We start from the raw sequence: 22,730 nt of genomic DNA, 5'->3' as shown, positions 1-22,730 counted from the left end.
CCGGGCAAGCCAGCTGCTGAAAGCCCACCAAAAAGCCCCAACACACCGGAGTATTGGGGCTTTTTGGTGGGGTAGGAAGGCGCTAAATGGTGGGGCGCTTGGTGGCCAGCTCCGGCAGCAGCCGGTTGATGACGCTGTAGTTAAGGCCGGTCCAGTATTCTGAGCGGGCCGCGTCGGTGAAGGTGGCCTCATCGGCCTCAATGGTGCGGTAGTCGTCCGTAGCCAGGTAGTCCTCCACATCGTTCATGGAAGCAAACGACAGCACCGAAATGGCATCCATCAGGCTGCCTTCCGGGTCAAACTGCGTGGAGCCGATGTTGTGCAGCTGGGCGTAGCGCCGCACGTAGGTGTGCGTAGCGGCCTGGGCCAGCACCAGGTTGGCGTGCTCGTGCAGCAGCCGGGCCTGGAAGGCCTCACGGGAAAGCTCGGGCCGCCGATAGTGAATTTTGACCAGGCTGATGGGGTCGCGGTGCTGGGGGCTGGGCAGCAGAATGTATTCGCGGGTGATGGAGCGCGTCACCATGCGGAAAGCCGTTTGCTCGTCGGCCACCACGCGCTTGTCGTACTGGGGCTGCTTGAGCACGCGGTTAATGTCGGCCTCCGTGGCATAGGCAATGTAGGCGAAGCCGTCCCACCGCGGGCGACGGTAGGCCGGTACGCGCGCGTGCGGGTCGGCTACCAGCTTCCCATCGTCGGTGGTCATGGCGTGGTAGGGCGGCCGGAAGCTTGAGGATGGGCCGGCGGCCACGCGGTGTACCTGGTCGTAGCGCAGCACCGGCTCGGAGGTGCTACCGGGCTCTTCGTAGGCAAACTTCGGCCCGTGGACTTTGCGCCAGTACTCGTCCCAGTGCTCGAAAGCCAGATTAGGATTGGCTTCCAGGGCTATTTCGGCCGGCTCCGCGTCGGGGTTTGCCAACGCGTCGCCGTGGCGGCTGCGGGTGGCGCCTTCGTCCATCGGGCGCTCCGGGCGCGGGGTGGCGTCGGCGCGCGTCAGGAAGGTAGGCGTTACAATGAGCGGCTCAGTGGTGCTGCGGTAGCCGGAGCGGTAGGGCGGGCGGTGGCGGTTATCGGCCGAAGCATCATTGGCGGCAGTAGTGATTAGGTCAGACATACGGGTGGAAATCAAGTAAACCACAAACCCGGGCGGGCAACACCCAGGCTAGGCCTACCTACGGAGTTTGCCGGTTCGGGTGCTGACAGGCCACCCTTTGGCCGGCCAGCGCCCGGCCTTGTCGCGGAGTCCGGCAGTGGTTGTCGGCTCCCCAAACACACAGCTGCTTTAGCGGGGTGCCTAGCCGGGAAAGGCAATAGTATGGCGGCCCCGGCCACCGATTTGCCTCGCGCAGCTTCCATCCTGGGGCCGGCTTTCGTCCACAAAAAAGCCCCGGCACCATCTGGCGCCGGGGCTTTTCAATGCGGGGGGGGTAGGCACTACGTGCTAAAGCGCGGCGGCTTCTTTCTTGCGCTTGATTTTGGTTTTGCCGCCGTTTTCGGTTTTTACCTTCATCTTTTCCACGTCGCTCATGTCAGCGCTGGAGGCCGAAGCGGCGGGACCCACGCCGGGGTTGGGGCCGTTGTTGACGATGGTCATTTCATCGACGAGGTGCTTGGCGCCGCCCAGCTTCTCCACGCACCAGAGCACGTAGCGAATATCGGCGTTGATGCAGCGCTTCAGCTCCGGGTCGTAGGCCAGGTCGCCGGTCATGGCTTCCCAGTTGCCGTCGAAGGCCAGGCCAATCAGCTCGCCGCGGCCGTTGATAACCGGCGAGCCGGAGTTGCCACCGGTAATGTCGTTGTCGGTGATAAAGGCCACGGGCAGGTTGCCGGCTTTATCGGCGAAGCGGCCGTAGTCTTTCATCTTCAGCAGCTCCAGCTCTTTCTGGGGCACCACAAACTCGGGGTTGGTGGGGTCCTCTTTTTCCAGAATGCCCTGGGCTGTGGTTTTGTAGTCGTACTGCACGGCGTCGCGGCCTTTATAAGGGCGCACCGTACCGTAGCTCAGCCGGATAGTGGAGTTGGCATCGGGCGAGTACACCTTCTGGGCATTTTTCTCGCGCAGGGCGGCTACGTAGAGGCGGTTAGCGCGGCCCAGGCCGGCCTGCAGGCCCTGCAGCTTGGGCACAATATTCTGCACGTAGTTCTGGTACACCGACTGGTAGGTTTTGTAGCCGGGGTCGGCTTCCAGCTTGGCCAGCGTGGGCGCGGCCAGGAAGGCGTTCAGTTTGGCTTCCGAGGTCAGGAAAGAGTTGCTGAATACGTAGTCGGCGTACTTGGGCAGGGAGCCGCCGTACTGCTTCTGCACGGTCTGGAACACGTCGGGCTGCTGGTCTTTGGGCACGTCCTGCATGTAGAGCGCCATGAGGGCGGCAAATACCTTTTTGTCGGTGGGGGCGCTGTAGTCTTTGAAGTGCTCGGCGGCGGGCTCCTTCAGGTCGGCCACGGCTTTGTCCGTGGCGGCTTTGTCGTTGGCTTTCAGGGCCGTAGCCAGGGGCATCAGGCGGGCGGCCAGCGTCACGATTTCGGTACCGAAGGCGGCTTCGTTTACGTACTGGGTGCTCAGGTTGTACTCCCGAATGCCGGCGTAGGCCTGGTTAATGGTAGTGAGGGCCTCGCCGTACTGCTGCTGGCGGGCGGGGTCCTGGGCAATCCACTGGGCCAGGGCGGCTTCTTCGGCTTTCTTGGCATCCACGGTTTTCAGGCGCTTCATGCCCTCATTCTGTCCGATGAAGTACTTCCAGTAGTTGGCAATGCTGGCGTACTTCGAGGCGTACTTCAGGCGCAGGGCCGGGTCCTGGTCCATGTCTTCCTTCCACAGCTTCAGGCGGGTATCGCGCAGCTTGATGCGGGCGGGGTTGGTTTGGTCGAGGGTGAGCTGGAGGCCGGCGGCGGGCAAGAAGCGCTGGGTGCGGCCCGGGAAGCCGAATACCATGGCAAAGTCGCCCTCACTAACGCCCTGCAGGCTTACGGGCAGGTGCTTTTTGGGCACGTAGGGTACGTTGCCGGGCTGGGGGGTAGCGGTGGGCTGGTTGTTTTTGTCGGCGTACACCCGGAACATGCTAAAGTCGCCGGTGTGGCGGGGCCACATCCAGTTGTCGGTGTCGCCGCCAAACTTGCCCACGGCTTCGGGCGGCGCACCTACCAGGCGCACGTCGCCGAAGCGCTGGTAGATGAAGAGGTAGTATTCGTTGCCCCCGAACATGTCGCGCACGTAGGCCACGTACTTGCCGTTTTCCTTGGCGTTGTCGGCCAGCTCGCGCTGGCGCTTCTGCACGGTGGCTACGCGCTCCTGCTCGGGCGTGGCGGGCGTGATGCCCTCCAGCACTTTGCCGGTTACGTCTTCCATGCGCACCAGAATATCCACGAACAAGCCCGGGTTCTGCTTTTCCTCCCGGCGGGTGGCGGCAAAGAAGCCGTTCTGCAGAATGTTGTTCTGGGGCGTGCTGTGGCTCTGGATGGCGTCGTAGCCGCAGTGGTGGTTGGTCAGCAGCAGGCCCTGGCTGCTCACGAACTCGCCGGTGCAAAAGCCGCCCAGCTGCACCACGGCGTCTTTCAGGGAGGCGTTGTTGATGTCGTAAATTTCCTCGGCCGTGAGTTTGAGGCCTTTCTTCTGCATGTCGGCGTGGTTGAGCCGCTTCACGAAGAGGGGCAGCCACATGCCCTCATCGGCGTGAGCCGCCAGGGGTAGCAGCAGCGTCAGGAGCAGGGCTTTGGCCCAGTGGGTGGTACGCATACGTTGGGGTGGTTTTTAAGAAAACAATTCGGTGCTGCGAAGGTACAAATCCGGTTGTTCTGGTGTTGATTCTTGCCGAGGAGCGTGGAGGGTTGCACTGCGGGGCGCAGCGCTGTTCCCTATTTCCCCGACCTTTAGTGCCACCATGTCCTACCTGTTTCGCCAGCTGCTGCTGGGCTTGCTCTGGGTGTACCGCCACCTGATTTCGCCGCTCACGCCGGCCAGCTGCCGCTACACGCCTACCTGCTCGGCCTACGCCGTGGAAGCCGTTACCAAGTACGGCCCCTGGCGCGGCGGCCGGCTGGCTCTGCGTCGCATCGGCCGCTGCCACCCCTGGGGCGGCCACGGCTACGACCCGGTGCCCTGAGGTGAAGTGGTGAAATAGTGAGTTGGCCGTTTGGCCGGCTCCAGCGGAGCGGCACCGGCCGTTGACCGATTGGGTGCCGCCCCGCCGGGGGGGGGGGGTGAACAAACAGCGGGGGTAAGCCTGCTACCTCTGCGCCGCCGCGCCAGGGCTACCCCTCCTGGCTGACCCCAACAGCTAACCCACCATTTCACCACTTCACCGTCCTTCTCTGCGTATAAGGTGGGCTACTGCTGCGGTGGCCGCTGGCCGCGGCAGCTTTTTTTCAACTTCACGCTACCTCTATGCGCATTGTCTTCTTCACCGCCGCACTGGCGGGTTTGCTGTTCAGCGGCTGTTCCGAAGCCCAAACCCAGGAAGCCAGTGCCGGGGAAAAGCAGGAAAAATCAGGTAAATCAGGCAAGAAAAAAGGCAAGAAGGGCAAAGGAGCCGCCGACATTGCCAACCTGGTGGAAACAGGCAAAATGAACGGCGTACCGGAAAGCTCCGGCCTGGCCCTGACCGGCGAGGCCGGCACCTTCTACACCCACGGCGACGAAGGAGCCCGCCCCATCCTGTTTAAGGTGGATGCCTCCGGCCGTACCCTGGCCGAGCTGGAAGTGCCCGTGCAGGGCGACGACTGGGAAAGCATCACCCGCGACCCGCGGGGCAACCTCTACATCGGCGACGTAGGCAACAACAACAACAACCGCCGCGACCTGGTCATCTACCGCGTGAACCCGCAGAACATTCAGCAGGTGCAGGAAATCAAGCTGAAATATCCCGATCAGCAGGATTTTCCGCCGGCCAGGTCGGAGCAGAATTTCGACTGCGAAGCTACCCTCTGGCACGGCGGCAACGTGTACCTGTTCACTAAGGACCGGGGCCAGCAGCAGACCAGCAAGGTGTACGCCGTACCCGATCAGCCCGGTTCCTACACCGCCCGCCTGATTACCAAGCTGGCTATTCCGGGCGAAGTGACGGATGCCGCCCTCAGCCCCGATGGCCGCCGGCTGGTGCTGCTGGCCCGGCAGGAAATGTTTGTGCTGGAAGGCAGTAACTTCGAGCAGGCCCTAAAAGCTACGCCCCGGCAAATCTCGCTGAAAGGCGCGGGCCAGACGGAAGGCGCGGTTTTCACGGATAACAACACGCTCTACATCAGCTCGGAGCAAGGCGCGCTCTACAAGTATGCGTTCTGACCCCTGGCAGCCAGGAGGCACACGGGCGGCCTGCTACCGAAAGCTAGGGTAGCGAATTTTCGCCAGAATGGAGGTTACAGTGGGTAGGCCCTGTTCTTTTCCTTAAGTTTGGCCTACGATTCTGAAACCCGGCGCGGCCTTTCCCCAACCACGTCATCACTACCCAGCAAATGGCTGAACAAACCACTCTCACCGGCCTGCGCGCCGGCGTGCTGCACGGCGACGAAGTGCAGCAGCTCTTCGAACACGCCAAAGCCAACGGCTACGCCCTGCCCGCCGTGAACGTAACGGGCACCGACACGGTAAACGCCGTGCTGGAAGCCGCCCGCGACCTGAACTCGCCGGTGATTATTCAGTTCTCGAACGGCGGCGCCCAGTTCTTCGCCGGTAAGGGTTTGCCCAACGACAAGCAGCAGGCCAGCATTGCCGGCGGCATTTCGGGGGCCCAGCACGTGCACCTGATGGCCCAGGCCTACGGCGTACCCGTGATTCTGCACACCGACCACGCCGCCAAAAAGCTCCTGCCCTGGATTGACGGGCTGCTGGAAGCCGGCGAAAAGCACTTCGCCCAGTACGGCCAGCCCCTGTACTCTTCGCACATGCTGGACCTCTCGGAAGAGCCCATCGAGGAGAACATCGAAATCTGCAAAGAGTACCTGAAGCGCATGGCCAACATGGGCATGACGCTGGAAATTGAGCTGGGCGTAACCGGCGGCGAGGAAGACGGCGTAGACAACTCCGACGTAGATTCCAGCAAGCTCTACACCCAGCCTTCGGAGGTGGCCTACGCCTACGAGGAGCTCAGCAAAATCAGCCCGCGCTTTACCATTGCCGCTGCCTTTGGCAACGTGCACGGGGTGTACAAGCCCGGCAACGTGAAGCTGCAGCCCGTTATCCTGAAAAACTCCCAGGATTTCGTGAAGGAGAAGTACAGTCTGGAGGCGGAGCGCCCCATCAACTTCGTGTTCCACGGCGGCTCAGGCTCCTCGCAGGAGGAAATCCGCGAGGCCATCAGCTACGGCGCCATCAAGATGAACATCGACACCGACCTGCAGTGGGCATTCTGGGATGGTATCCGGGGCTACTACCAGAAAAACGAAGGCTTCCTGCAAAGCCAGATCGGCAACCCCACCGGCGAGGACTCGCCCAACAAGAAGTACTACGACCCGCGCGTGTGGCTGCGCAAAGGCGAAGAGAGCTTCATTGCCCGCCTGAAATCGGCCTTTGAAGACCTCAACGCCACCAACCGCCGCTACTAGCCGCCGTCCTGTTTCGGCACAGAAAAGCCCCGCGCTCAGTTGAACGCGGGGCTTTTCTGTGTCATTCCGAGCGGAGCAAGGAATCTGGGTCAAGTCGTTGAATGAGTAACGCAGATTCCTCGCTCCGCTCGGAATGACAAATACTTATTTGCGGCTGGCAGCCGCCTCCAGGGCGGCCTGCTCTTCCAGGTCGCGGGGGGCGTAGCCGTAGGGGTTCTGGGGGTCTTTGCCAGCCCGCCACACAACCCATAGTCCGATAAAAATCAGCGGTACGCTCAGCCACTGGCCCATGTTCAGGCTCATGTTCTGCTCAAAGGCTACCTGGTCCTCTTTCAGAAACTCGATTAGAAAGCGGAAGGAAAACAGCAGCACCACAAACAGCCCAAACAGCTGGCCGCGGGGCGTACGCTCCCGGGTCCGGTTCCACATGCCGTACAGCAGCACAAACAGGAACACGCAGAACAACGACTCGTAGATCTGGGTGGGATGACGGGGCACGGCCACTTCCGTATTTGCGGCTACCGCCCCCGCTACGGGTTGGGTTTCTACCTTAATCTTGCCGTCGGCGTCGCGGAAGCGTTGCACGGCCACGGAGCCAGCCGGCACGGGCTGGTCGGGGCGGGGCTGCTGCAGGTGCTCCACGTCGCGCGGGAAAACGAAGGCCCAGGGCACCTCCGTGGGCCGGCCCACAATTTCGGAGTTCATCAGGTTGCCCAGCCGAATCAGGGCCCCGCCCACGGCTACTACCAGCACAATCCGGTCGAGGGTCCAGAGCCAGTCGAACTTATTGTTGCGGCTGAATAGCCACACGGCGAAGATAATCCCGAGGGTGGCGCCGTGCGAAGCCAGGCCGCCTTCCCATATTTTGAAGATGCTCAGCAGGTTGTCTTTGTACTGGTCCCAATCGTAAAAAAATACGTGGCCCAGGCGGGCCCCCAGCACGGTGCCCAGCAGCATATAGATGGTAATCACATCGACCCAGCGCGGCGACACCTTCTCGGACCGGTACACGTGGGACAGAATAAACGAACCCACCACGAAGCCGGACATGAACAGCAGCCCGTACCAGCGCAGGGTCAGCGGCCCGATTTCCGCGAGAATAGGGTTGGGGCTCCACAAAATGGCGCTCAGGAAACTCATAAGCAGAAAGAAAGGATTAGGAGCCCGAAAGTACGGAAAGCTACGGGTACTACCCCACCACGGTAGCCTAGTTCAGCAGCAGCGTGCGGTAAGCGGGCCAGTCCCACTCGTGCGTGCCGTAAAAGCAGCCATCAAAGCGCACCGACGCGCGCATGTTGTACGCCAGCACCAGCACCAGCAAGGCCCCGGTGCTCCAGCGCAGCCACTGCGGGCGTTGCAGCAGGTAGGCCACGGCCGCCGCCAGAGGCCAGGCCAGCACCGGATACAGCTCCACGAAGCCCCGGCCCGCGTAGCTACAGCCCAGCCCGTAGTCCCACCACGCCGCGTAGAGGTAGGAGGCGCCCGCCCACACGCCCAGAGCCAATACGGCCTGGCGCGAAGACGCACGGGCCAGCAGCACGCTACCGGGCAGCACTAGCAGCAACACCGGATTGTAGAGGAAGCTGCCGTTGCGGGGGGCCAGCCACAGCTCGGCCAGTTTGGGTGTGAGCAGGTTAGGAAATCCCTCCTGCCCGTAGCTGTACGCCAGCCAGCTCCCGTGCAGATACCGGTAGTAGGCCAGCTGCGGCAGCCACAGCACTACCGCCGCCGCCAGAAACAGCACACCCAAACGCCATTGGAACAATGCCCGCAGCTGCCCTCCCCACGTCCGCGGTTCGCCGGCTGGCCAAAGCAGCAGCGCCAGCACCAGGTTCAGGGGCCGCAGCACCGATATAAGGGCTACCGTAGCCGCAATGGCCGCTACCTGTCCCAGCGGAGCGTCCGGCTCGTACCAGGTGGGCCGGCGGGCGTTGCTCAGTAAGTAAAGCAGCAGGGCAAAGGCCCAGAACGAGTAAACGTGCGACATACCCGTTTCCCGGAGCCCGTAGTACCACAAGTTGGTGCCGCTAACCAGCACGGCTACCGTCAGGGCCGTCACCAACCCTGAAAAACGCCGCCGCAAAGTGGCCGTCAGCAGCCAGAGGCCCAGCACGAAATACGTGGCCGCGGCTACATCAATGGCCTTGTGCTCGGCCTTGGAAAAGCCGGTTTTGTCTTGGGCAAACGCCTGGGCTGCCGCCCAGAAAGGAGCTTCCAGCAGGGCTACGCCGTAGGGGTATTTGGTTTCTACTTTGCCGGTGGTCCGCTGAAGCCGGAACCCGTTGCCGGTGGCCGTATCCAGCGAGTCGGGGAAGGCGCGGGCATCGAAGTGGTAGGTGAAAGCCGCGGGCAGGTAAACGTAATACCCGGCCTTATCGCCCCATATTTCGCTGTGGTAGGTAAACGGCCGGGCTTTGGAATGCCGGTTCAGGGCTAAAAACACTAACAATCCATAAAATAATACCCACCCCCAATATTTCATGTGCTACTCTACCTATTATTCTGGCGGGCAAAGGTAGACGCTGGCTTTGGAATACGAGGCTATGTCCGGCCTTATCAGCGCTAAATCCGCTAAGAAGGCATTTGGCTTAGCAGATTATGTTCTGTTCCCGGCTCGCCTGCCTGCATGAATTGGGCATCGTAGTAAACTGCTGCGTAAAGCAAAACCCGAAGCTGGTGGCCGCTACTGCGCCATCAGCTTCGGGTTTTGCTTTACGCACGCCGCATGCTCTGCTAGCGGCGCTCCGAAGAAGCCGTCTGCTCAGCAAGCTTACAGCTGATTCAGCTCCTGAGTGAAGCCGCCGCTCAGGATGGGGAAACGCAGCCAGGAGCGCGGATCCACGTTGTAGTCGTCGAGGTGGAAGGCCGGGGCATACCGCTCCCGCTTCCACTGGTTGCGGCTCCAGAGGCTGTAGAAACGTTTGACGTAGGTTTTTAGCTGCTCCGCATCCGCATCAGGCTGCTCTTCAATGAGCGTGGCCAGTACCTGTTGGGGGCTCAGGCGATTATAGAAAGCCAGCCGCTCAATGCGGTTGAGCAGCACGTAGGGCATCAGGTCCCGCTCGTCGGTTTGCTTGTCTTCCAGGGGGCGCAGCTCGGCGGTGGGCTGCAGGCCGTTCACGTGGCGCAGGGCGGGGTAGTTCAACTCCTTTTCGGCCCAGCGCAGCCATTGCTTCACAAAGTCCTTGTCAACGCCGGCAATGGGCGAGATGGAGCCGGCCGTGTCCCCATCCATGGTGCAGTAGCCCACGCTGGCTTCCGAGCGGTTAGAGGTGGTTATCAGCAGGCAGTTCTGCACGTTGGCCAGCAGCCAGATGGCCGGGGCCCGCACCCGGGCCTGAATGTTCTGGAGGGCCAGATCGTCGGTTTGCCAGGTTAGGTTCCGCGCCAAGGCGTGCTCAATCTTGCCCACGTAGCCGGTTACTTCCTCATCAATGGTCCAGTTGTAGAACACGGCCCCGAGGGAATCGGCCAGCTCTTTCGCCGAGTTATAGGTATCGTCGGAGGAGTTGACGGTGCCCTGGTAGGCGCAGGTGAGCAGGCGGCTGGTAAGCTGCTGGTTGATGCTTGCCTGCTGAGCGCTGGGCTCGGTCAGGGAGGCATCCTTAGGGCCAGGCGTATTCTGGTCGGGGGTAGGCGCGGCGGGACCGGCCAGCCGCTCCATCTCTTCGGTGGTAAAGCAACCCGACCGGCGCATAAACTCGGCCGTACCAATTTCGGCGCAGCCCAGGCGCACCATTTCGGCCACGGCCACGGCGCACATGCAGGAGTCGGCGCCCCCGCTCAGGCTCAGCACGTAGCCCCGGCTGCGGGCCTTGCGCAGGTAGTCGAACAGCCCCAGGCTCAGGGCTTGGTTTAGTTCCCGGTACTCATCGGGGGTAGGCAGGGGCTGAATCTCGTCGGCGCGCACCTGCTCGGCGGTGAAATCCACGTCCACGCACTCCATGTCCACTTCCTTGAAGCTCATGAGCTGGTTGCGCAGCAGCAGGTGCCCGTTACGGGCCACCAGAATCTCGCCGTCGTAGATAATGCGGCCGGCTTCGTTGCCCAGCAGGTTGGCGTAGAGGTAGGTGCAGTTGAAGTTGCGCGAGGCGTTCAGCACCAGCTTGTAGCGCACGTCCGTCTTGCTCATGGCAAAATGGCTGGCCGAGGGGTTCACAATCAAATCTACCCGGCTGGCCAGGCGCGCAGCCGGGCGCACGTCGTCGGGCCGCCAGGCATCCTCGCAGATTTCAAACCCAAACTTTACGCCCTTGTGCTCGAAAATCATATCGCCCAGGGGCCACTCCTCTCCTTCCCACTGCACAGTGGTGGTTTTGCCAGCGGGCCAGGGCACAAAGAAGCGGGGCTCGTAGTGTACGCCATCATTAGCCAGGAACTGCTTGGCCGCGAAACCCAGAATCTGCCCGTCGCGAAGCACGGCGGCCGTGTTGTAGGTGCTGTTGTTCAGGCGCACCGGCAGGCCCACGGCCACGCAGATACCTTCGGTCCAGGGCCGGATCTGCTGCAGGTGTGCCAGCGCCGATTCGGGCATCCAGTCGCTCAGAAACAAGTCTTCGCAGCCGTAGCCCGTCAGGCAGAGCTCGGGCAGGCAAAGCAGCTCTACCCCGGCCGCTTTGGCCTGCTCAATGGCTTCGCGGATGGTCCGTAGGTTATGGGTCCAGTCAAGGGGTATCTGGTTGAGGGCGGCGCCGGCTATTCGCATAGGTCAGAAAGGAAGTTCGTTTCACAAATCAACTCCATTTCTGCCGTTCAGGTTGCCCTCTGCGCCTTCCGCGAAAACACAGCGTCCTCTGCGGGCTAAGTCGTGGTTACGATTTTAGCCCGCAGAGGACGCTGTGTTTTCGCGGAAGGCGCAGTGTTCTTACACCCCTAAAACCTCTAAAGCTCGCTCAGCAGCCAGCTGCTCGGCCTGCTTTTTACTGAGTCCCATGCCGGTGGCCACTGGGTTTTCGTCTAGTAGCACGGTAGCGGAAAACTCCATCACGCCGCCGGGCCGGGCTTCGCCGGTCAGGTCGTAGCGCAGATTTTTTCCCTGGCGCTGGGCCCATTCAATAAGCTTGCTCTTGAAGTTGGTGGTCGTCTGGGTCATGGCCTTCACGTCCACGTAGGGCTTAATGAGGCGGCCGAGCACAAACTTGCGGGCGGTTTTGTAGCCTTGGTCGAGGTACACGGCCCCTACCAGGGCTTCCAGGGCGTTGCCGTTCACGGAGCGCGAACGGGCGGCCCGGCCCTGGCCGGCATCCAGCTGTACCAGTTTATCCAGCCCAATTTTGAGGGCAATACCGTTAAGGCTTTCCCGGTTCACAATGCGGCTGCGCATCTCGGTCAGGAAGCCTTCCTGCTCGTACGGAAATTTGCGGAACAGGTACTCGGCTACCACCGTGCCCAGCACGGCATCGCCCAGAAACTCCAGCCGCTCGTTGCTTTGGTGGCGGGCCTGCTCGCCCTGCTGCCGCACCACGGAGGAGTGCGTAAAGGCCAGCTGGTACAGCCGAATATTATCGGGGGTGTGGCCCGTGAGCGTGGCAATGGCCTGCCGAAAGGCCCGGTCACGACCCAGCAGTCGGCGGAAAAAGCCAAACAACGGCAGGGGCTGACCGGGCCTGGGCATTAGTCGCGGAGTTTACGGAAGATGACCGACGTGTTGTGGCCGCCAAATCCGAAGGTGTTGCTCATGGCCACGTTTACCTCGCGGGCCTGGGCCTTGTTGAACGTGAAGTTCAGCTTAGGGTCCAGCTCCGGGTCGTCGGTGAAGTGGTTGATGGTGGGGGGCACCACGTTGTGCTGCATGGCCAGAATGCAGGCCACCGCTTCAATAGCGCCGGCCCCGCCCAGCAGGTGCCCCGTCATGCTCTTGGTGGAGCTGATGTTCAGGTTGTAGGCGTGCTCGCCAAACACTTTCTGAATGGCTTTCACCTCGGCCCCGTCGCCCAGTGGGGTGCTGGTGCCGTGGGTATTGATGTAGTCCACCTCGGCGGGCGAAATACCAGCGTCGCGCAGGGCGTTTTGCATCACCAGCACCACGCCGTTGCCCTCGGGGTCCGGAGCCGTAATGTGGTAGGCATCCGCCGACATGCCGCCGCCGATCAGCTCGGCGTAGATTTTGGCACCGCGGGCTTTGGCGTGCTCGTACTCTTCCAGCACCAGCGAAGCGGCGCCTTCACCCAGCACAAAACCGTCGCGCTCCTTGTCGTAGGGACGCGAGGCCAGCTCGGGTGCGTCGTTCCGCTCGCTCATAGCTTTGAGGGCATTGAAGCCGCCTACCCCGGATTCGGTGATGGCCGCCTCTGAGCCACCCGTCACCACCACATCGGCCATGTTCAGGCGGATGTAGTTGAAGGCCGAGATAATGGAGTCAGAAGAGGAGGCGCAGGCCGAGGTAGTCACGAAGTTAGGCCCCCGGAACTTGTGGCGGATGGAGATGTTGCCCGACGCGCTATCGGCAATCATCTTCGGGATAAAGAAGGGGTTGAAGCGGGGCGTACCGTCGCCATTGGCGAAGGCAATGCACTCGGCTTGCAGGGAAGTCAGGCCCCCGATACCGGAGCCCCAGATTACGCCTACCCGGTCTTTGTCAACGCCTTCCTCATTCAGCCGGGCATCCTTGATGGCCTCATCGGCGGCAATCAGGGCAAACTGGGTGAAGATGTCCATTTTCCGGCCTTCCTTGGTGGGGAAATAGGTATCCGGATTATAGTTCTTCACTTCGCAGGCGAAGCGGGTCTTGAACTTGCTGGCATCGAAGCGGGTGATGGGGGCGGCCCCACTCACGCCGGCTTGCAGGCCTTCCCAATAGGTAGGGGCGGTGTTGCCCAGCGGGGTGATGGCACCCAGGCCGGTCACGACAACTCTCCGAAGAGACATAGGCTGGCTCAGAGAAGCGAAAGAAAGGAATCAGTAGAAAAGCAAAACGGCCGGCGGCAGGCCGGCCGGTAAGCACTTACAGGTGGCAGGAAGTGAGTAGCTGGTAGTACGTACGCCTAGTCCAACTACTTACTACCAAGTACCCGTTACTATTTAGCGTGCTCTTCGAGGTAGCTGATAGCCTGACCCACGGTACCGATATTCTCGGCTTGATCGTCCGGGATAGACACGTTGAATTCTTTTTCGAACTCCATGATGAGCTCAACAGTATCCAGCGAGTCAGCGCCCAGATCGTTCGTGAAGCTAGCCTCCGGCGTTACTTCCGAAGCTTCTACGCCAAGTTTATCAATGATGATGGCCTTTACTTTTTCTGCAATTTCAGACATTTCCGTGGGGGTTTAAGGAAAACTCGGCACAAATAACACCATCTTCGCTAACATTGTCAAACTTCCTCCCCCGTTTCTTCCCGGTGTAAGATTATGACCCCGGAAGTTCCGTGCGGGTACTGCGGTGCCTACTTTTGCGTTTCCTTTCCTTTGCCACCGCTCATGAAAACTCTGACGCTCGATGTGGACTATGACTGCGAATTCGACCTGTTTGGGCTCGTTTCCTCTACCCGAGAGCACACGCTGGCCTGGATTCTGAACCGGGCGCTGAAGCTGCGGCTGGTAAAACAGCAGGATCTGATTTATGATCTGTTCAACAAAGGCCGGCTGGTTATCAGCAACTACCTCTACGCTACGGAGCACCACACCCTGCGCCTGCTGCGCAACCGCTCCGTGGACCCCTCGGCCCTGAAAACACCCTTTTTGGCCCCCGACATCAAGGAATACGACTATTTGCTGCAAGTCAGTAACGGCTCGGGGGCGCTGGCCGCCGAGGAACTGCTGGCCCACCTGACGGCCCTGCCCGAGGTGCAGTTGGTCAGCCAATTCAATCCCAATGACCTTAAATTCAAAGAAAATCTGCTTTTTTGAATTTCATCTACCAGCTTCGCTCTTGAGCAGCCCGAAGGACTTTAGCACGCGGAAAAGGCTTTTTCTTTGAGCCACAGCCGCCTACTAAAGTCCTTTGCGCTGCCGGGCCCCAACTCCGCATTCACGAACTTTTGAACCTACTACTGCTCATGGAATCTCGACCGCATTTCAATAAAACCAAGATAATTGCCACCGTTGGCCCGGCCTCCAACACCTATGAGAAACTTGGTATGCTGATGCGGGAAGGCGTGGACGTGTTCCGCCTGAACTTCTCGCACGGCAGCCACGAAGACCACCTGGCCGTGGTAAATACTGTACGCCGCCTCAACAAGGATATGCGCATGAACGTAGGGCTGCTACAGGATTTGCAGGGGCCCAAAATCCGGCTGGGGGAAGTGGAAGGCGGCGGCGTAGAAATTAAGCCCGGCGACAAAATCAAGCTGGTGTGCGGCGAAAAGGAAATCAGCACGGCTACCCGCCTGAGCACGATTTACCTGGGCCTGGCGCGCGACGTAAAGCCCGGCGACATGATTCTCATCGACGACGGCAAGATTGAGCTGCGCGTGCTGGCCACGGACCGCGACAAGGAAGTAGATGTTGAGGTTATCTACGGGGGCCTGGTGAAGCCGCGCAAAGGCATCAACCTGCCCGACTCGGAGGTTTCGGCCCCGTCGATGACGGAGAAAGATATTGAGGACCTGAAATTCGGGCTGGAAAATGAGGTAGACTGGATTGCCCTTTCCTTTGCCCGCCGGGCCGAGGACATCCGCTTCATCAAGAACCTGATTGCGGAAAGCGGCAAAACGGCCCGCGTTATCGCCAAAATCGAAACGCCCGAAGGCCTGCGCAACCTCGACGAAATCATTGCCCTTACCGATGCCGTCATGGTAGCCCGCGGCGACCTGGGCGTGGAGGTGAAGATGGAGGAGGTACCGATGGCCCAGAAGCTGATTGTGGAGAAGTGCAACAAGGCCGGCAAACCCGTAATTGTGGCTACCCAGATGATGGAGAGCATGATTACGGCCCCCCGCCCTACCCGTGCCGAAACCAGTGACGTAGCCAACGCCGTTATCGACGGGGCCGATGCCGTGATGCTGTCCGCGGAAACGGCCGTGGGCGCCTACCCCGCTGAGGTAATCCGCTCCATGGTGGGTACCATTACCAGCGTAGAGAGCCGCATGCCCAGCCTCTACCACCACTGGTATCCCATCACGCCCGACTCGCCGACCTTCATGGTGGATAGCGTACTGTCGGCGGCCTGCCACCTGGCCAAAAACACCGGGGCCAAAGCCATTACCGGCATGACCCACCGCGGTTACACGGCCTTCCAGATTGCCAAGTACCGGCCCAAAGCCAACATCTTTATTTTCACCGATAACCGCCCGCTGCTAACCACCCTGAGCCTGATCTGGGGCGTGCGGGGTTTCTATTACGACCGCATGGTGAGCACCGACAGTACTGTATCGGACATTAAGTATGCCCTAACCACCACCGGCCACTTGCAAAAGGGCGACGTGTTCATCAACACGGCCTCCATGCCCATCAATGAGAAAGGCAAAACCAATATGGTAAAGGTGAGCGTAGCGTAAGCAGCTTACCCTTGGTTAAAAAGCCCGCGTTGCTTCTGTGGCGCGGGCTTTTTTGTGGGCGGGTCTCCCGGCTCACAAACTTCTTTCCCGGCCGGCAATCAGCTTTTCATTTGTTAGGCATGAGCAGCCACCTTTCTATAAGGGTTCAGAGAAGTACCAGGGGTAGGGCGTGCGCTTGCTCGCGTCGGTTCGGCTCTTCGGAAGGGCCCGGGAGTTGTTTCCTTCCCCAACGGCCTAGCCCAGCCAGGGGTTGAACGCAGTAAGGCCCTGTGCTTGCGCACAGGGCCTTACGTATATAGAGCAGAGCGCCGGTTTACTGCTTAGGCAGCCAGCGACTTCACGAACTTAGCCAGCTTCGACTTGTTGTTGGCGGCTTTGTTCTTGTGAATGATGTTTTTCTTGGCCAGACGGTCCAGCATCGACGATACTTTCTTCAGCAGCTCCTGAGCCGCAGTAGCGTCGGTGGTACCACGCAGCTTCTTGATGGCCGTGCGGGTAGATTTAGCCTGGTAACGGTTCAGCACGCGCTTAGCTTCGTTGGAACGGATGCGCTTGAGGGCCGACTTATGATTTGCCATGGGGTATGAAAATGGTCTTCTGCTCGAATTCAGTTCAATTGGGGAGTGCAAAGGTAAAGCTTTGCTTTGAAATAGCAAATCAGAGTGCAAGGGAATAAGGCGGAGCTCCTTTTTAGGCTTACGGCTTCTACCCTACGCCTTTACGCAACGAGGGCGCGCCTGCAAGCAGACGCGCCCCCGGTACATGGAGCCGATATGTTCCTTACGCAGCAACTGCCGAAGCAGCAAAGCTGTCTTCGTTTAATCAACCTTCTTCTCAATTTCGTTGGCCATTTTCTCGTGGGAACGAAGCATAGGCAATGTTTTGGTGGCAAAGGCCTTCACGGTTGGGGTTTCAGCCGCCTTGCTCTTCACCTCGAACATGGCAATATCCATCTGGTGAGCCGTCTCCATGGCATCCATATAGTCTTCATCGAAGGCCTTCCCGGATTTGTTCATCAGCTTATCGGCCATGGCCTGGTGCACGGGCATCATGGTTTGGGGCAGCGTTACCCCCAGCGGGGTAGCTAGTGTCTGGAGCTCCTGGGTGGCTTTGGTGTGGTGGTCCACCATCATCTGCCCGAAGCGCTTCACGTCCGCATTAGTTGATTTCTGAGTGGCTAGTTGGCCCATCTGAATTTCCAGCAGGTTGCTGCTGGCGGCTGTCATCAGGAATACGGGGTCCTGCATAGTGGCGAAAGAGGCCATAAAGGCATTCATATCCGTTGCCCCCCCAGTGGCAGTAGTGCTATTAGCGCCGCCCGTGCCACTAATAGCCGCCGTGCTGCTGGTGCCCGCCGAGCCGGAGTTGGCGGTGCCGGCGGGAGCTGTACTCATGTCGGTTCCCATGCTGGAATCCATGGACCCACTGCCGGAGGTAGTGCCGGCCGTGGTACCGGTATTTGTGCTGCTGCAGGCGGTGCTGAAGGCCAGGGCACCAACCACAAAAAGCTGGGGAATCAGGTTCGTTGTTTTCATTGGAGTAGGCATTAAGTTCAGAGCTACCTTCTACGGCATTTCCCAGAATAAGTATATATTTTATAAGTATTGACAAGACACTAAGGCTATTCAGCGTCACCAGACAAACTATTTCAGCTTCTTATCCAATTTGCTGTTGAGCTCACAAAACCTTGGCGCGGTTAGAGTGGCTTACACCGCAGTTGTATGCATGCATACGGTTTCCTGCGTATCTTTCTGTACCGGCTCAGGCCTCTGACTTTCCGATTACTGCCATGCCCCTCGTACCGTACTCCCCTTACCAGCCCCCGTTTTACCTCTTCAACGGCCACTTGCAAACCATCGTGCCCAGCCTGTGGCGTACGGTGCCGGAAGTGCGCTACCAGCGCGAGCGGGTCGAAACCGAGGACGGCGACTTTCTGGACCTGGACTGGTCGCGGCTGCCCGGGCAGCCGCCAACCGATGCGCTGGGCATCGTGTCGCATGGGCTGGAGGGCGACGCCGGCCGGCCCTACGTGCGCGGCATGGTGCGGGCGCTTAACCAAGCCGGCCTGGACGCCCTGGCCTGGAACTACCGCAGCTGCAGCGGCGAAATGAACCGCCTGCTCCGCTCCTACCACCTCGGCGACACCGACGACCTGGATTTTGTAGTGCGCTACGCCCTGGGCACCGGCCGCTACCGTCGGGTGTACCTCACAGGCTTTTCAGCCGGCGGCAACGTCACACTGAAGTACCTGGGCGAAAATCCGGCGCGGGTTCCCCAGGAAGTGCAGCGCGCCGCAGTTTTCTCGGTGCCCACCGATTTGAAGGCCAGTTCCCACCACATTGCCCGGCTGGAAAACCGCATCTACCTCAACCGCTTTATGAAAACCCTTCGGGCCAAGATGCGGGCGAAAGCTGAATTGCTACCCGGTCAGGTTGATTTAACTGACATTGACTTGCTGCAGGATTTTCCGCAGTTTGATAACCGGTTTACGGCGCCTATGCACGGCTTCAAGTCGGCTGATGAGTACTATGAGCACGCCAGCTCGGGCCGCTACCTTGGCAACATTCAGGTGCCGACCCTGCTGGTAAACGCCCAGAACGACCCGTTCCTGCCTCCCTCCTGCTTTCCGCGCGAGGTAGCCGCCCGCAGCCCCTATGTGTACCTGGAAACGCCTTCCGATGGCGGCCACGTCGGCTTCGGCGAAGGCAGCCCCGACGGTCAGTATTATTCCGAGCGGCGCGCCGTAGAGTTTCTGACCGCCGAGGTGCCCGCGTGAGGCATAACCCAGAATTTTCCCTACCCCCTCTAAACCGCCAAACCCTTGCTTCTGACAAAGAGGCAAGGGTTTAGCAGTGTAGAGAGTGTAGCACATACGTTGGAGGCAGAGTACCCTACCCCCTCATCAGGCACCAAACCTAAGCGTTAAGCACGACTACCACTTTTTTGGTGTCGAAGAACTCCTCGGCGTAGAAATCATTCAGGTCCACTACGTTGGCCGTCAGGCCTGACTCCTCGATTTCTTCGGTCAGGTCGCCGCCTTTGAGGTAGTAGAGGCCACTGCCGGGGGCGGCTGTGGCAGCGGGCTTGTAGCGGTGCTCAATCCAGGTGTAGAAGGTGGCCAGGCGGGCTACGGCGCGACTCACCACGTAGTCGTAGTGCGGGCGTAGCTGCTCGGCGCGGGTCTGTTCGGCCGTGACGTTGGGAAGCTGCAGGGCGTGAGCCATGTCCTGCACCGCCCTGATTTTCTTACCGATGCTATCCACGAGGTGAAACTTCACTTCCGGGAACAGAATGGCCAGCGGCAGACCCGGCAAACCACCACCCGTGCCCACATCCAGCACCGAGGAGCCGGGCGCAAACTCTACCACCTTGGCAATACCCAGGGAGTGCAGGAAGTGGCGCTCGGCGAGGTTATCCACATCGGTGCGGGCTACCAGATTCAGGCGCTCATTCCAGCCCCGAAATTCGCTTTCGAGCTGTTGAAACTGTTGACGCTGCTGGTTGGTGAGGTGTGGGAAATAGTGGTTGATGATGCTCATGGTGGCGCAAAGGTAAAAACGTCTGTCATCCTGAGCCTACGGAGGACCTTGTCAGGTTTGCTCAGCCCCGTACCATACCATCTACTCAGACGTGGCAAGGTCCTTCGCAGGCTCAGGATGACAGATAAGAAATGACAAGCACAAAAAAGCCCCGACCTGCGCCGGGGCTTTTTTGTGCTTAGATGATTTCCTTTTTGTTCTTCACCATGTCATAGAGCAACTCACGGGCGCGGTGCAGCTGGGCTTTCACGGTGCCGAGGGGGGCTTTCAGCTCCTGGGCAATTTCCTCGTAGCTCAGCTCATCAAAGTAGCGCAAAGTCACGAGGCGCTGGTATTTATCGGGCAGCCGGGATACCACGTGCTGCATGATTTCGATTTTCTGGTTTTTGATGGCCGACTCCTGCGGGTTCAGGTTCTGGTCGCGGAAGTCGATGGTGATTTCGTCGCCATTGTCAATCTTGATGGCCGAGTCAATGGACATCGTCTTGATTTTATTCTTGCGAATAAAGTCGATGCAGTTGTTGGTGGCAATGCGGAACAGCCACGTGCTGAAGGCAAACTCCGGGTTGAACTTGTGCAGGTTTTTGAAGGCCTTGGCGAAGGCTTCGATGGTTAGGTCCTCGGCGTCGTCGGGGTTGCGCACCATCTTCAGCACTACGTGGTACACCGGCTTCTTGTAGATCTGCATCAGCTCGGCGTAGGCTTTTTCGTCGCTCTGCTCAACGGCGGCCCGAATCAGCTTGAAGTCGTGCTTGGCTTTGGCAGAGAACTGTTTTTCCTGATTGTTTACTTCCATCGGAGGGTGCGGTAGAGGAACAGTGACATTCCCAGAGCGAGATAATAAAAAAAATACACGGCGTCGAGGACTGGCAGCCACGCGGGGGGTAGCCGGTCCTCGAGCCGACGGCCGAGCTGGTGGTACACGGCCGTCATGGCCAGGGTGCGCACGAGCCACACCGCAGCCAAAGGTACCCAATCGGGGCGGGAAAACAGCAGACCGATTGTCGTGCCGTAGAATAGCAAATTTACGCCAATAAATGTTCCAATCCGAAGACGATCAGACCATCGATACCGACTGCCTGCGGAGAGGTGCCGCCGCTTCTGGCGCCACCACTGGCCCCACGTCTGGGCTGGCTCGCTCAGGGTATGGGCCCCGGCATCGGCTACTACCGCTACCCGGGCGCCCCGGGCCACGGCATCCTGCACCAGCAGGTCGTCGTCGCCGGAAAGGCTGCGGATGTGCGAGGCGAAACCTTTGGTTAGCTGAAAGACCTGCCGGGTGTACCCAAGGTTGCGCCCCACTCCCATGTAAGGGTAGCCGCGCCACGCGAACGACAAATACTGTGCTCCCGTCAGGAAGGTTTCAAAACGAATCAGCTTATTTAGAAAGCCGCTTTCCGCCGCGTACGCCGAATAACCCAGCACCACATCGGCCGGCTTATGGAAGCCCCGCTGCATGTACCTGAGCCACTGATTGGTGGCCGGAATACAGTCGGCATCGGTGAACAGCAGCCGCTCGTGCCGGGCCGTTTTGATGCCCAGTGTCAGGGCGTATTTTTTAGGTGACAGCCCATCAGGCGTGCTCGTGATGGTTACCAGCCGCACGTGGGGGTAGTACTGGGTGAGCTGCTGCACATACAGGTAGGTATCGTCGGTGGAGCGGTCATCGATGATAATCAGCTCGAAGCCGGCGGGGTAGTCTTGCTGCAGCAGCAGGGGTAGCAACCGGCGCAGGTTTTCCAGCTCGTTGCGGGCGCACACGAGAATAGATACCGGCTCGGTATCGGGTCCGTCGGCGGCCTCGGAGGGGCGGCGGGCGAAGGGCAGAAAGTAGTAGGCGGCGTAGAAAAGCTGCACCAGCACGCAGGCCAGCAGCAGCCACAGGGCCGGGGACAGATGGAAAGGCAAGGCAGAACAGATGATTCGGAGTGCAAAAGTAGGCATTCGGGGTAGGGCGAGTACCTTTGCAGGTGTATCAGTTGCCAGTTGTGGGTTGCCGGTTGCCAGTTCGTTCTATCTGAAAAGAAATACTGGCCCACTGGCAACCGGCAACCCGCAACTGGCAACTGACTTCTCTAGATGACCTTCGACCTCGTAGCCAACGACCCGCGTACCAAAGCCCGCGCCGGCGTAGTTCACACCGACCACGGCCCGATTGAAACGCCCATTTTCATGCCCGTGGGCACGGCCGGCACCGTGAAAGCCGTGCAGCAGCGCGACCTGAAAGACGACATTCAGGCCCAGATTATCCTTGGCAATACCTACCACCTCTACCTGCGCCCCGGGCTGGAAGTGCTCAGCAAAGCCGGTGGCCTGCACCAGTTCAACGGCTGGGACCGGCCCATCCTCACCGACTCGGGCGGATACCAGGTGTACTCGTTGTCGGGTACGCGCAAAATCAAGGAAGAGGGTGTGAAGTTTCGCTCCCACATTGATGGCTCGCAGCACCTGTTCTCGCCCGAGGGCGTCATGGACATTCAGCGCACCATCGGGGCCGACATCATCATGGCCTTTGACGAGTGCACGCCCTGGCCCTGCGAGTACAGCTACGCCGCCCGCTCGCTCGACATGACCCACCGCTGGCTCAAGCGCTGCATTCAGCGCTTCGACAGCACCGAGGGTCACTACGGCTACTCCCAGACGCTTTTCCCGATTGTGCAGGGTAGTACCTTCAAGGATTTGCGGGTAAAATCGGCGGAGTTTATTGCCGAGCAGGGCCGCGAAGGCAACGCCATTGGCGGCCTGAGCGTGGGCGAGCCGGCCGAGCTGATGTACGAAATGACCGAGCTGGTCTGCGACATTCTGCCTAAGGACAAGCCGCGTTACCTCATGGGGGTCGGCACGCCGGCCAACATCCTGGAAAACATTGCCCTGGGCGTAGATATGTTCGACTGCGTGATGCCCACCCGCAACGCCCGCAACGGCATGCTGTTCACCACCCAGGGCATCATGAACATCGCCAACAAGAAGTGGGCCGACGACTTCACGCCCATTGACGAGGAGCTGGGCGGCTACGTCAGCACGTTTTACTCCCGCTCCTACGTGCGCCACCTTTTCCACAGCAAGGAAATGCTGGGTCCCCAGATTGCCTCCATCCACAACCTGACCTTCTACCTCTGGCTGGTGAAGCAGGCCCGGGAGCAAATTCTGGCCGGCACCTTCCGGGAGTGGAAGGAGAAGATGGTCAAGCAGGTGATGACCCGTCTGTAATGCAAGTGATGCGCTTA

The 22,730-nt window shown here is 60.0% G+C and carries 20 protein-coding genes; 7 read left to right on the top strand and 13 right to left on the bottom strand.

The features are described from left to right. Positions 1–82: 82 nt before the first annotated feature. Complete coding sequence (locus GGU46_RS05875; RefSeq protein WP_183402639.1) at positions 83–1,111, bottom strand: EthD domain-containing protein; 1,029 nt, start codon at positions 1,109–1,111, stop codon at positions 83–85. Positions 1,112–1,438: 327 nt separating this feature from the next. Then, entirely contained in the window at positions 1,439–3,730 is a 2,292-nt protein-coding gene (locus GGU46_RS05870) for a S46 family peptidase (RefSeq protein ID WP_183402638.1), read from the bottom strand. Between the two features lie 145 nt (positions 3,731–3,875). Between GGU46_RS05870 and yidD the strand changes: the two genes are divergently transcribed. The 3 genes from yidD (at position 3,876) to fbaA (ending at position 6,531) form a co-directional block, all read left to right on the top strand. Beyond that, the gene (gene yidD, locus GGU46_RS05865; RefSeq protein WP_183402637.1) at positions 3,876–4,097 is read left to right on the top strand and encodes a membrane protein insertion efficiency factor YidD; all 222 of its coding nucleotides are present in this window, start codon (positions 3,876–3,878) and stop codon (positions 4,095–4,097) included. Between the two features lie 281 nt (positions 4,098–4,378). Beyond that, entirely contained in the window at positions 4,379–5,272 is an 894-nt protein-coding gene (locus tag GGU46_RS05860; protein ID WP_183402636.1) for an SdiA-regulated/phytase-like domain-containing protein, read from the top strand. A gap of 170 nt (positions 5,273–5,442) precedes the next feature. Then, positions 5,443–6,531 carry a class II fructose-bisphosphate aldolase gene (gene fbaA, locus GGU46_RS05855; protein ID WP_183402635.1) on the top strand — a complete coding sequence of 363 codons (1,089 nt, stop codon included), beginning with the start codon at positions 5,443–5,445 and terminating at the stop codon, positions 6,529–6,531. A gap of 144 nt (positions 6,532–6,675) precedes the next feature. Here the strand turns inward: fbaA and lgt are convergent, their stop codons facing one another. From lgt to GGU46_RS05825, 6 genes are all read right to left on the bottom strand, one after another. Further along, entirely contained in the window at positions 6,676–7,671 is a 996-nt protein-coding gene (gene lgt / locus GGU46_RS05850; protein ID WP_183402634.1) for a prolipoprotein diacylglyceryl transferase, read from the bottom strand. Positions 7,672–7,738: 67 nt separating this feature from the next. After that, positions 7,739–8,980, bottom strand: coding sequence for a hypothetical protein (locus tag GGU46_RS05845; RefSeq protein ID WP_183402633.1), 1,242 nt, complete (start codon positions 8,978–8,980; stop codon positions 7,739–7,741). 321 nt (positions 8,981–9,301) lie between these two features. Beyond that, complete coding sequence (nadE, locus tag GGU46_RS05840; protein ID WP_183402632.1) at positions 9,302–11,236, bottom strand: NAD(+) synthase; 1,935 nt, start codon at positions 11,234–11,236, stop codon at positions 9,302–9,304. A 159-nt stretch (positions 11,237–11,395) separates the two neighbouring features. Then, complete coding sequence (rnc, locus tag GGU46_RS05835; protein ID WP_183402631.1) at positions 11,396–12,145, bottom strand: ribonuclease III; 750 nt, start codon at positions 12,143–12,145, stop codon at positions 11,396–11,398. Next, the gene (gene fabF / locus GGU46_RS05830) at positions 12,145–13,398 is read right to left on the bottom strand and encodes a beta-ketoacyl-ACP synthase II (RefSeq protein ID WP_183402630.1); all 1,254 of its coding nucleotides are present in this window, start codon (positions 13,396–13,398) and stop codon (positions 12,145–12,147) included. The genes rnc and fabF overlap by 1 nt, the downstream gene beginning before the upstream one ends. Before the next feature lie 149 nt (positions 13,399–13,547). Continuing rightward, a complete protein-coding gene (locus GGU46_RS05825; protein WP_019948606.1) occupies positions 13,548–13,784 on the bottom strand; it encodes an acyl carrier protein in 237 nt (78 codons plus the stop codon). A gap of 162 nt (positions 13,785–13,946) precedes the next feature. On the opposite strand from GGU46_RS05825, the gene GGU46_RS05820 reads away from it, so the two are divergent. Then, positions 13,947–14,375, top strand: coding sequence for an IPExxxVDY family protein (locus tag GGU46_RS05820; RefSeq protein WP_183402629.1), 429 nt, complete (start codon positions 13,947–13,949; stop codon positions 14,373–14,375). A gap of 149 nt (positions 14,376–14,524) precedes the next feature. Beyond that, positions 14,525–15,964 (top strand): pyruvate kinase, encoded by a 1,440-nt coding sequence (gene pyk, locus GGU46_RS05815; protein ID WP_183402628.1) that lies wholly within the window; start codon positions 14,525–14,527, stop codon positions 15,962–15,964. 320 nt (positions 15,965–16,284) lie between these two features. Here pyk and rpsT read toward each other — a convergent pair whose 3' ends face one another. Both rpsT and GGU46_RS05805 read right to left on the bottom strand, forming a co-directional pair. Then, on the bottom strand, positions 16,285–16,542 hold the full coding sequence (rpsT, locus tag GGU46_RS05810; protein WP_073287339.1) for a 30S ribosomal protein S20: 258 nt from the start codon (positions 16,540–16,542) through the stop codon (positions 16,285–16,287). 240 nt (positions 16,543–16,782) lie between these two features. Beyond that, on the bottom strand, positions 16,783–17,499 hold the full coding sequence (locus tag GGU46_RS05805; RefSeq protein WP_183402627.1) for a DUF4142 domain-containing protein: 717 nt from the start codon (positions 17,497–17,499) through the stop codon (positions 16,783–16,785). 254 nt (positions 17,500–17,753) lie between these two features. On the opposite strand from GGU46_RS05805, the gene GGU46_RS05800 reads away from it, so the two are divergent. Then, positions 17,754–18,740 (top strand): YheT family hydrolase, encoded by a 987-nt coding sequence (locus GGU46_RS05800; RefSeq protein WP_183402626.1) that lies wholly within the window; start codon positions 17,754–17,756, stop codon positions 18,738–18,740. A gap of 139 nt (positions 18,741–18,879) precedes the next feature. On the opposite strand, the gene rsmG is transcribed toward GGU46_RS05800, so the two are convergent. From rsmG to GGU46_RS05785, 3 genes are all read right to left on the bottom strand, one after another. Next, positions 18,880–19,503: a 16S rRNA (guanine(527)-N(7))-methyltransferase RsmG gene (gene rsmG / locus GGU46_RS05795; RefSeq protein WP_183402625.1), complete on the bottom strand. Its 624-nt coding sequence runs from the start codon at positions 19,501–19,503 to the stop codon at positions 18,880–18,882. Between the two features lie 178 nt (positions 19,504–19,681). Then, complete coding sequence (locus GGU46_RS05790; protein WP_139924372.1) at positions 19,682–20,299, bottom strand: RNA polymerase sigma factor; 618 nt, start codon at positions 20,297–20,299, stop codon at positions 19,682–19,684. After that, positions 20,290–21,411: a glycosyltransferase gene (locus tag GGU46_RS05785; RefSeq protein ID WP_183402624.1), complete on the bottom strand. Its 1,122-nt coding sequence runs from the start codon at positions 21,409–21,411 to the stop codon at positions 20,290–20,292. The genes GGU46_RS05790 and GGU46_RS05785 overlap by 10 nt, the downstream gene beginning before the upstream one ends. Before the next feature lie 171 nt (positions 21,412–21,582). Here GGU46_RS05785 and tgt point away from each other — a divergent pair, with 171 nt between their 5' ends. Continuing rightward, positions 21,583–22,713: a tRNA guanosine(34) transglycosylase Tgt gene (tgt, locus tag GGU46_RS05780; protein WP_183402623.1), complete on the top strand. Its 1,131-nt coding sequence runs from the start codon at positions 21,583–21,585 to the stop codon at positions 22,711–22,713. Positions 22,714–22,730 lie beyond the last annotated feature (17 nt).

This window comes from Hymenobacter latericoloratus, from assembly GCF_014199535.1.
Classification (GTDB): domain Bacteria; phylum Bacteroidota; class Bacteroidia; order Cytophagales; family Hymenobacteraceae; genus Hymenobacter; species Hymenobacter latericoloratus.
The sequence above is the reverse complement of the archived record's forward strand: the minus strand, read 5'-3'. Positions and strand labels throughout refer to the sequence as shown.

What these genes read in the sequence shown, in the direction of transcription:
- GGU46_RS05800 (WP_183402626.1), top strand. Translation starts at nt 17,754, where the DNA reads ATGCCCCTCGTACCGTACTCCCCTTACCAGCCCCCGTTTTACCTCTTC.
- GGU46_RS05875 (WP_183402639.1), bottom strand. Translation starts at nt 1,111, where the DNA reads ATGTCTGACCTAATCACTACTGCCGCCAATGATGCTTCGGCCGATAAC.
- GGU46_RS05870 (WP_183402638.1), bottom strand. Translation starts at nt 3,730, where the DNA reads ATGCGTACCACCCACTGGGCCAAAGCCCTGCTCCTGACGCTGCTGCTA.
- yidD (WP_183402637.1), top strand. Translation starts at nt 3,876, where the DNA reads ATGTCCTACCTGTTTCGCCAGCTGCTGCTGGGCTTGCTCTGGGTGTAC.
- GGU46_RS05820 (WP_183402629.1), top strand. Translation starts at nt 13,947, where the DNA reads ATGAAAACTCTGACGCTCGATGTGGACTATGACTGCGAATTCGACCTG.
- pyk (WP_183402628.1), top strand. Translation starts at nt 14,525, where the DNA reads ATGGAATCTCGACCGCATTTCAATAAAACCAAGATAATTGCCACCGTT.
- tgt (WP_183402623.1), top strand. Translation starts at nt 21,583, where the DNA reads ATGACCTTCGACCTCGTAGCCAACGACCCGCGTACCAAAGCCCGCGCC.
- rpsT (WP_073287339.1), bottom strand. Translation starts at nt 16,542, where the DNA reads ATGGCAAATCATAAGTCGGCCCTCAAGCGCATCCGTTCCAACGAAGCT.
- rsmG (WP_183402625.1), bottom strand. Translation starts at nt 19,503, where the DNA reads ATGAGCATCATCAACCACTATTTCCCACACCTCACCAACCAGCAGCGT.
- fabF (WP_183402630.1), bottom strand. Translation starts at nt 13,398, where the DNA reads ATGTCTCTTCGGAGAGTTGTCGTGACCGGCCTGGGTGCCATCACCCCG.
- lgt (WP_183402634.1), bottom strand. Translation starts at nt 7,671, where the DNA reads ATGAGTTTCCTGAGCGCCATTTTGTGGAGCCCCAACCCTATTCTCGCG.
- GGU46_RS05860 (WP_183402636.1), top strand. Translation starts at nt 4,379, where the DNA reads ATGCGCATTGTCTTCTTCACCGCCGCACTGGCGGGTTTGCTGTTCAGC.
- nadE (WP_183402632.1), bottom strand. Translation starts at nt 11,236, where the DNA reads ATGCGAATAGCCGGCGCCGCCCTCAACCAGATACCCCTTGACTGGACC.
- rnc (WP_183402631.1), bottom strand. Translation starts at nt 12,145, where the DNA reads ATGCCCAGGCCCGGTCAGCCCCTGCCGTTGTTTGGCTTTTTCCGCCGA.
- GGU46_RS05790 (WP_139924372.1), bottom strand. Translation starts at nt 20,299, where the DNA reads ATGGAAGTAAACAATCAGGAAAAACAGTTCTCTGCCAAAGCCAAGCAC.
- fbaA (WP_183402635.1), top strand. Translation starts at nt 5,443, where the DNA reads ATGGCTGAACAAACCACTCTCACCGGCCTGCGCGCCGGCGTGCTGCAC.
- GGU46_RS05825 (WP_019948606.1), bottom strand. Translation starts at nt 13,784, where the DNA reads ATGTCTGAAATTGCAGAAAAAGTAAAGGCCATCATCATTGATAAACTT.
- GGU46_RS05805 (WP_183402627.1), bottom strand. Translation starts at nt 17,499, where the DNA reads ATGAAAACAACGAACCTGATTCCCCAGCTTTTTGTGGTTGGTGCCCTG.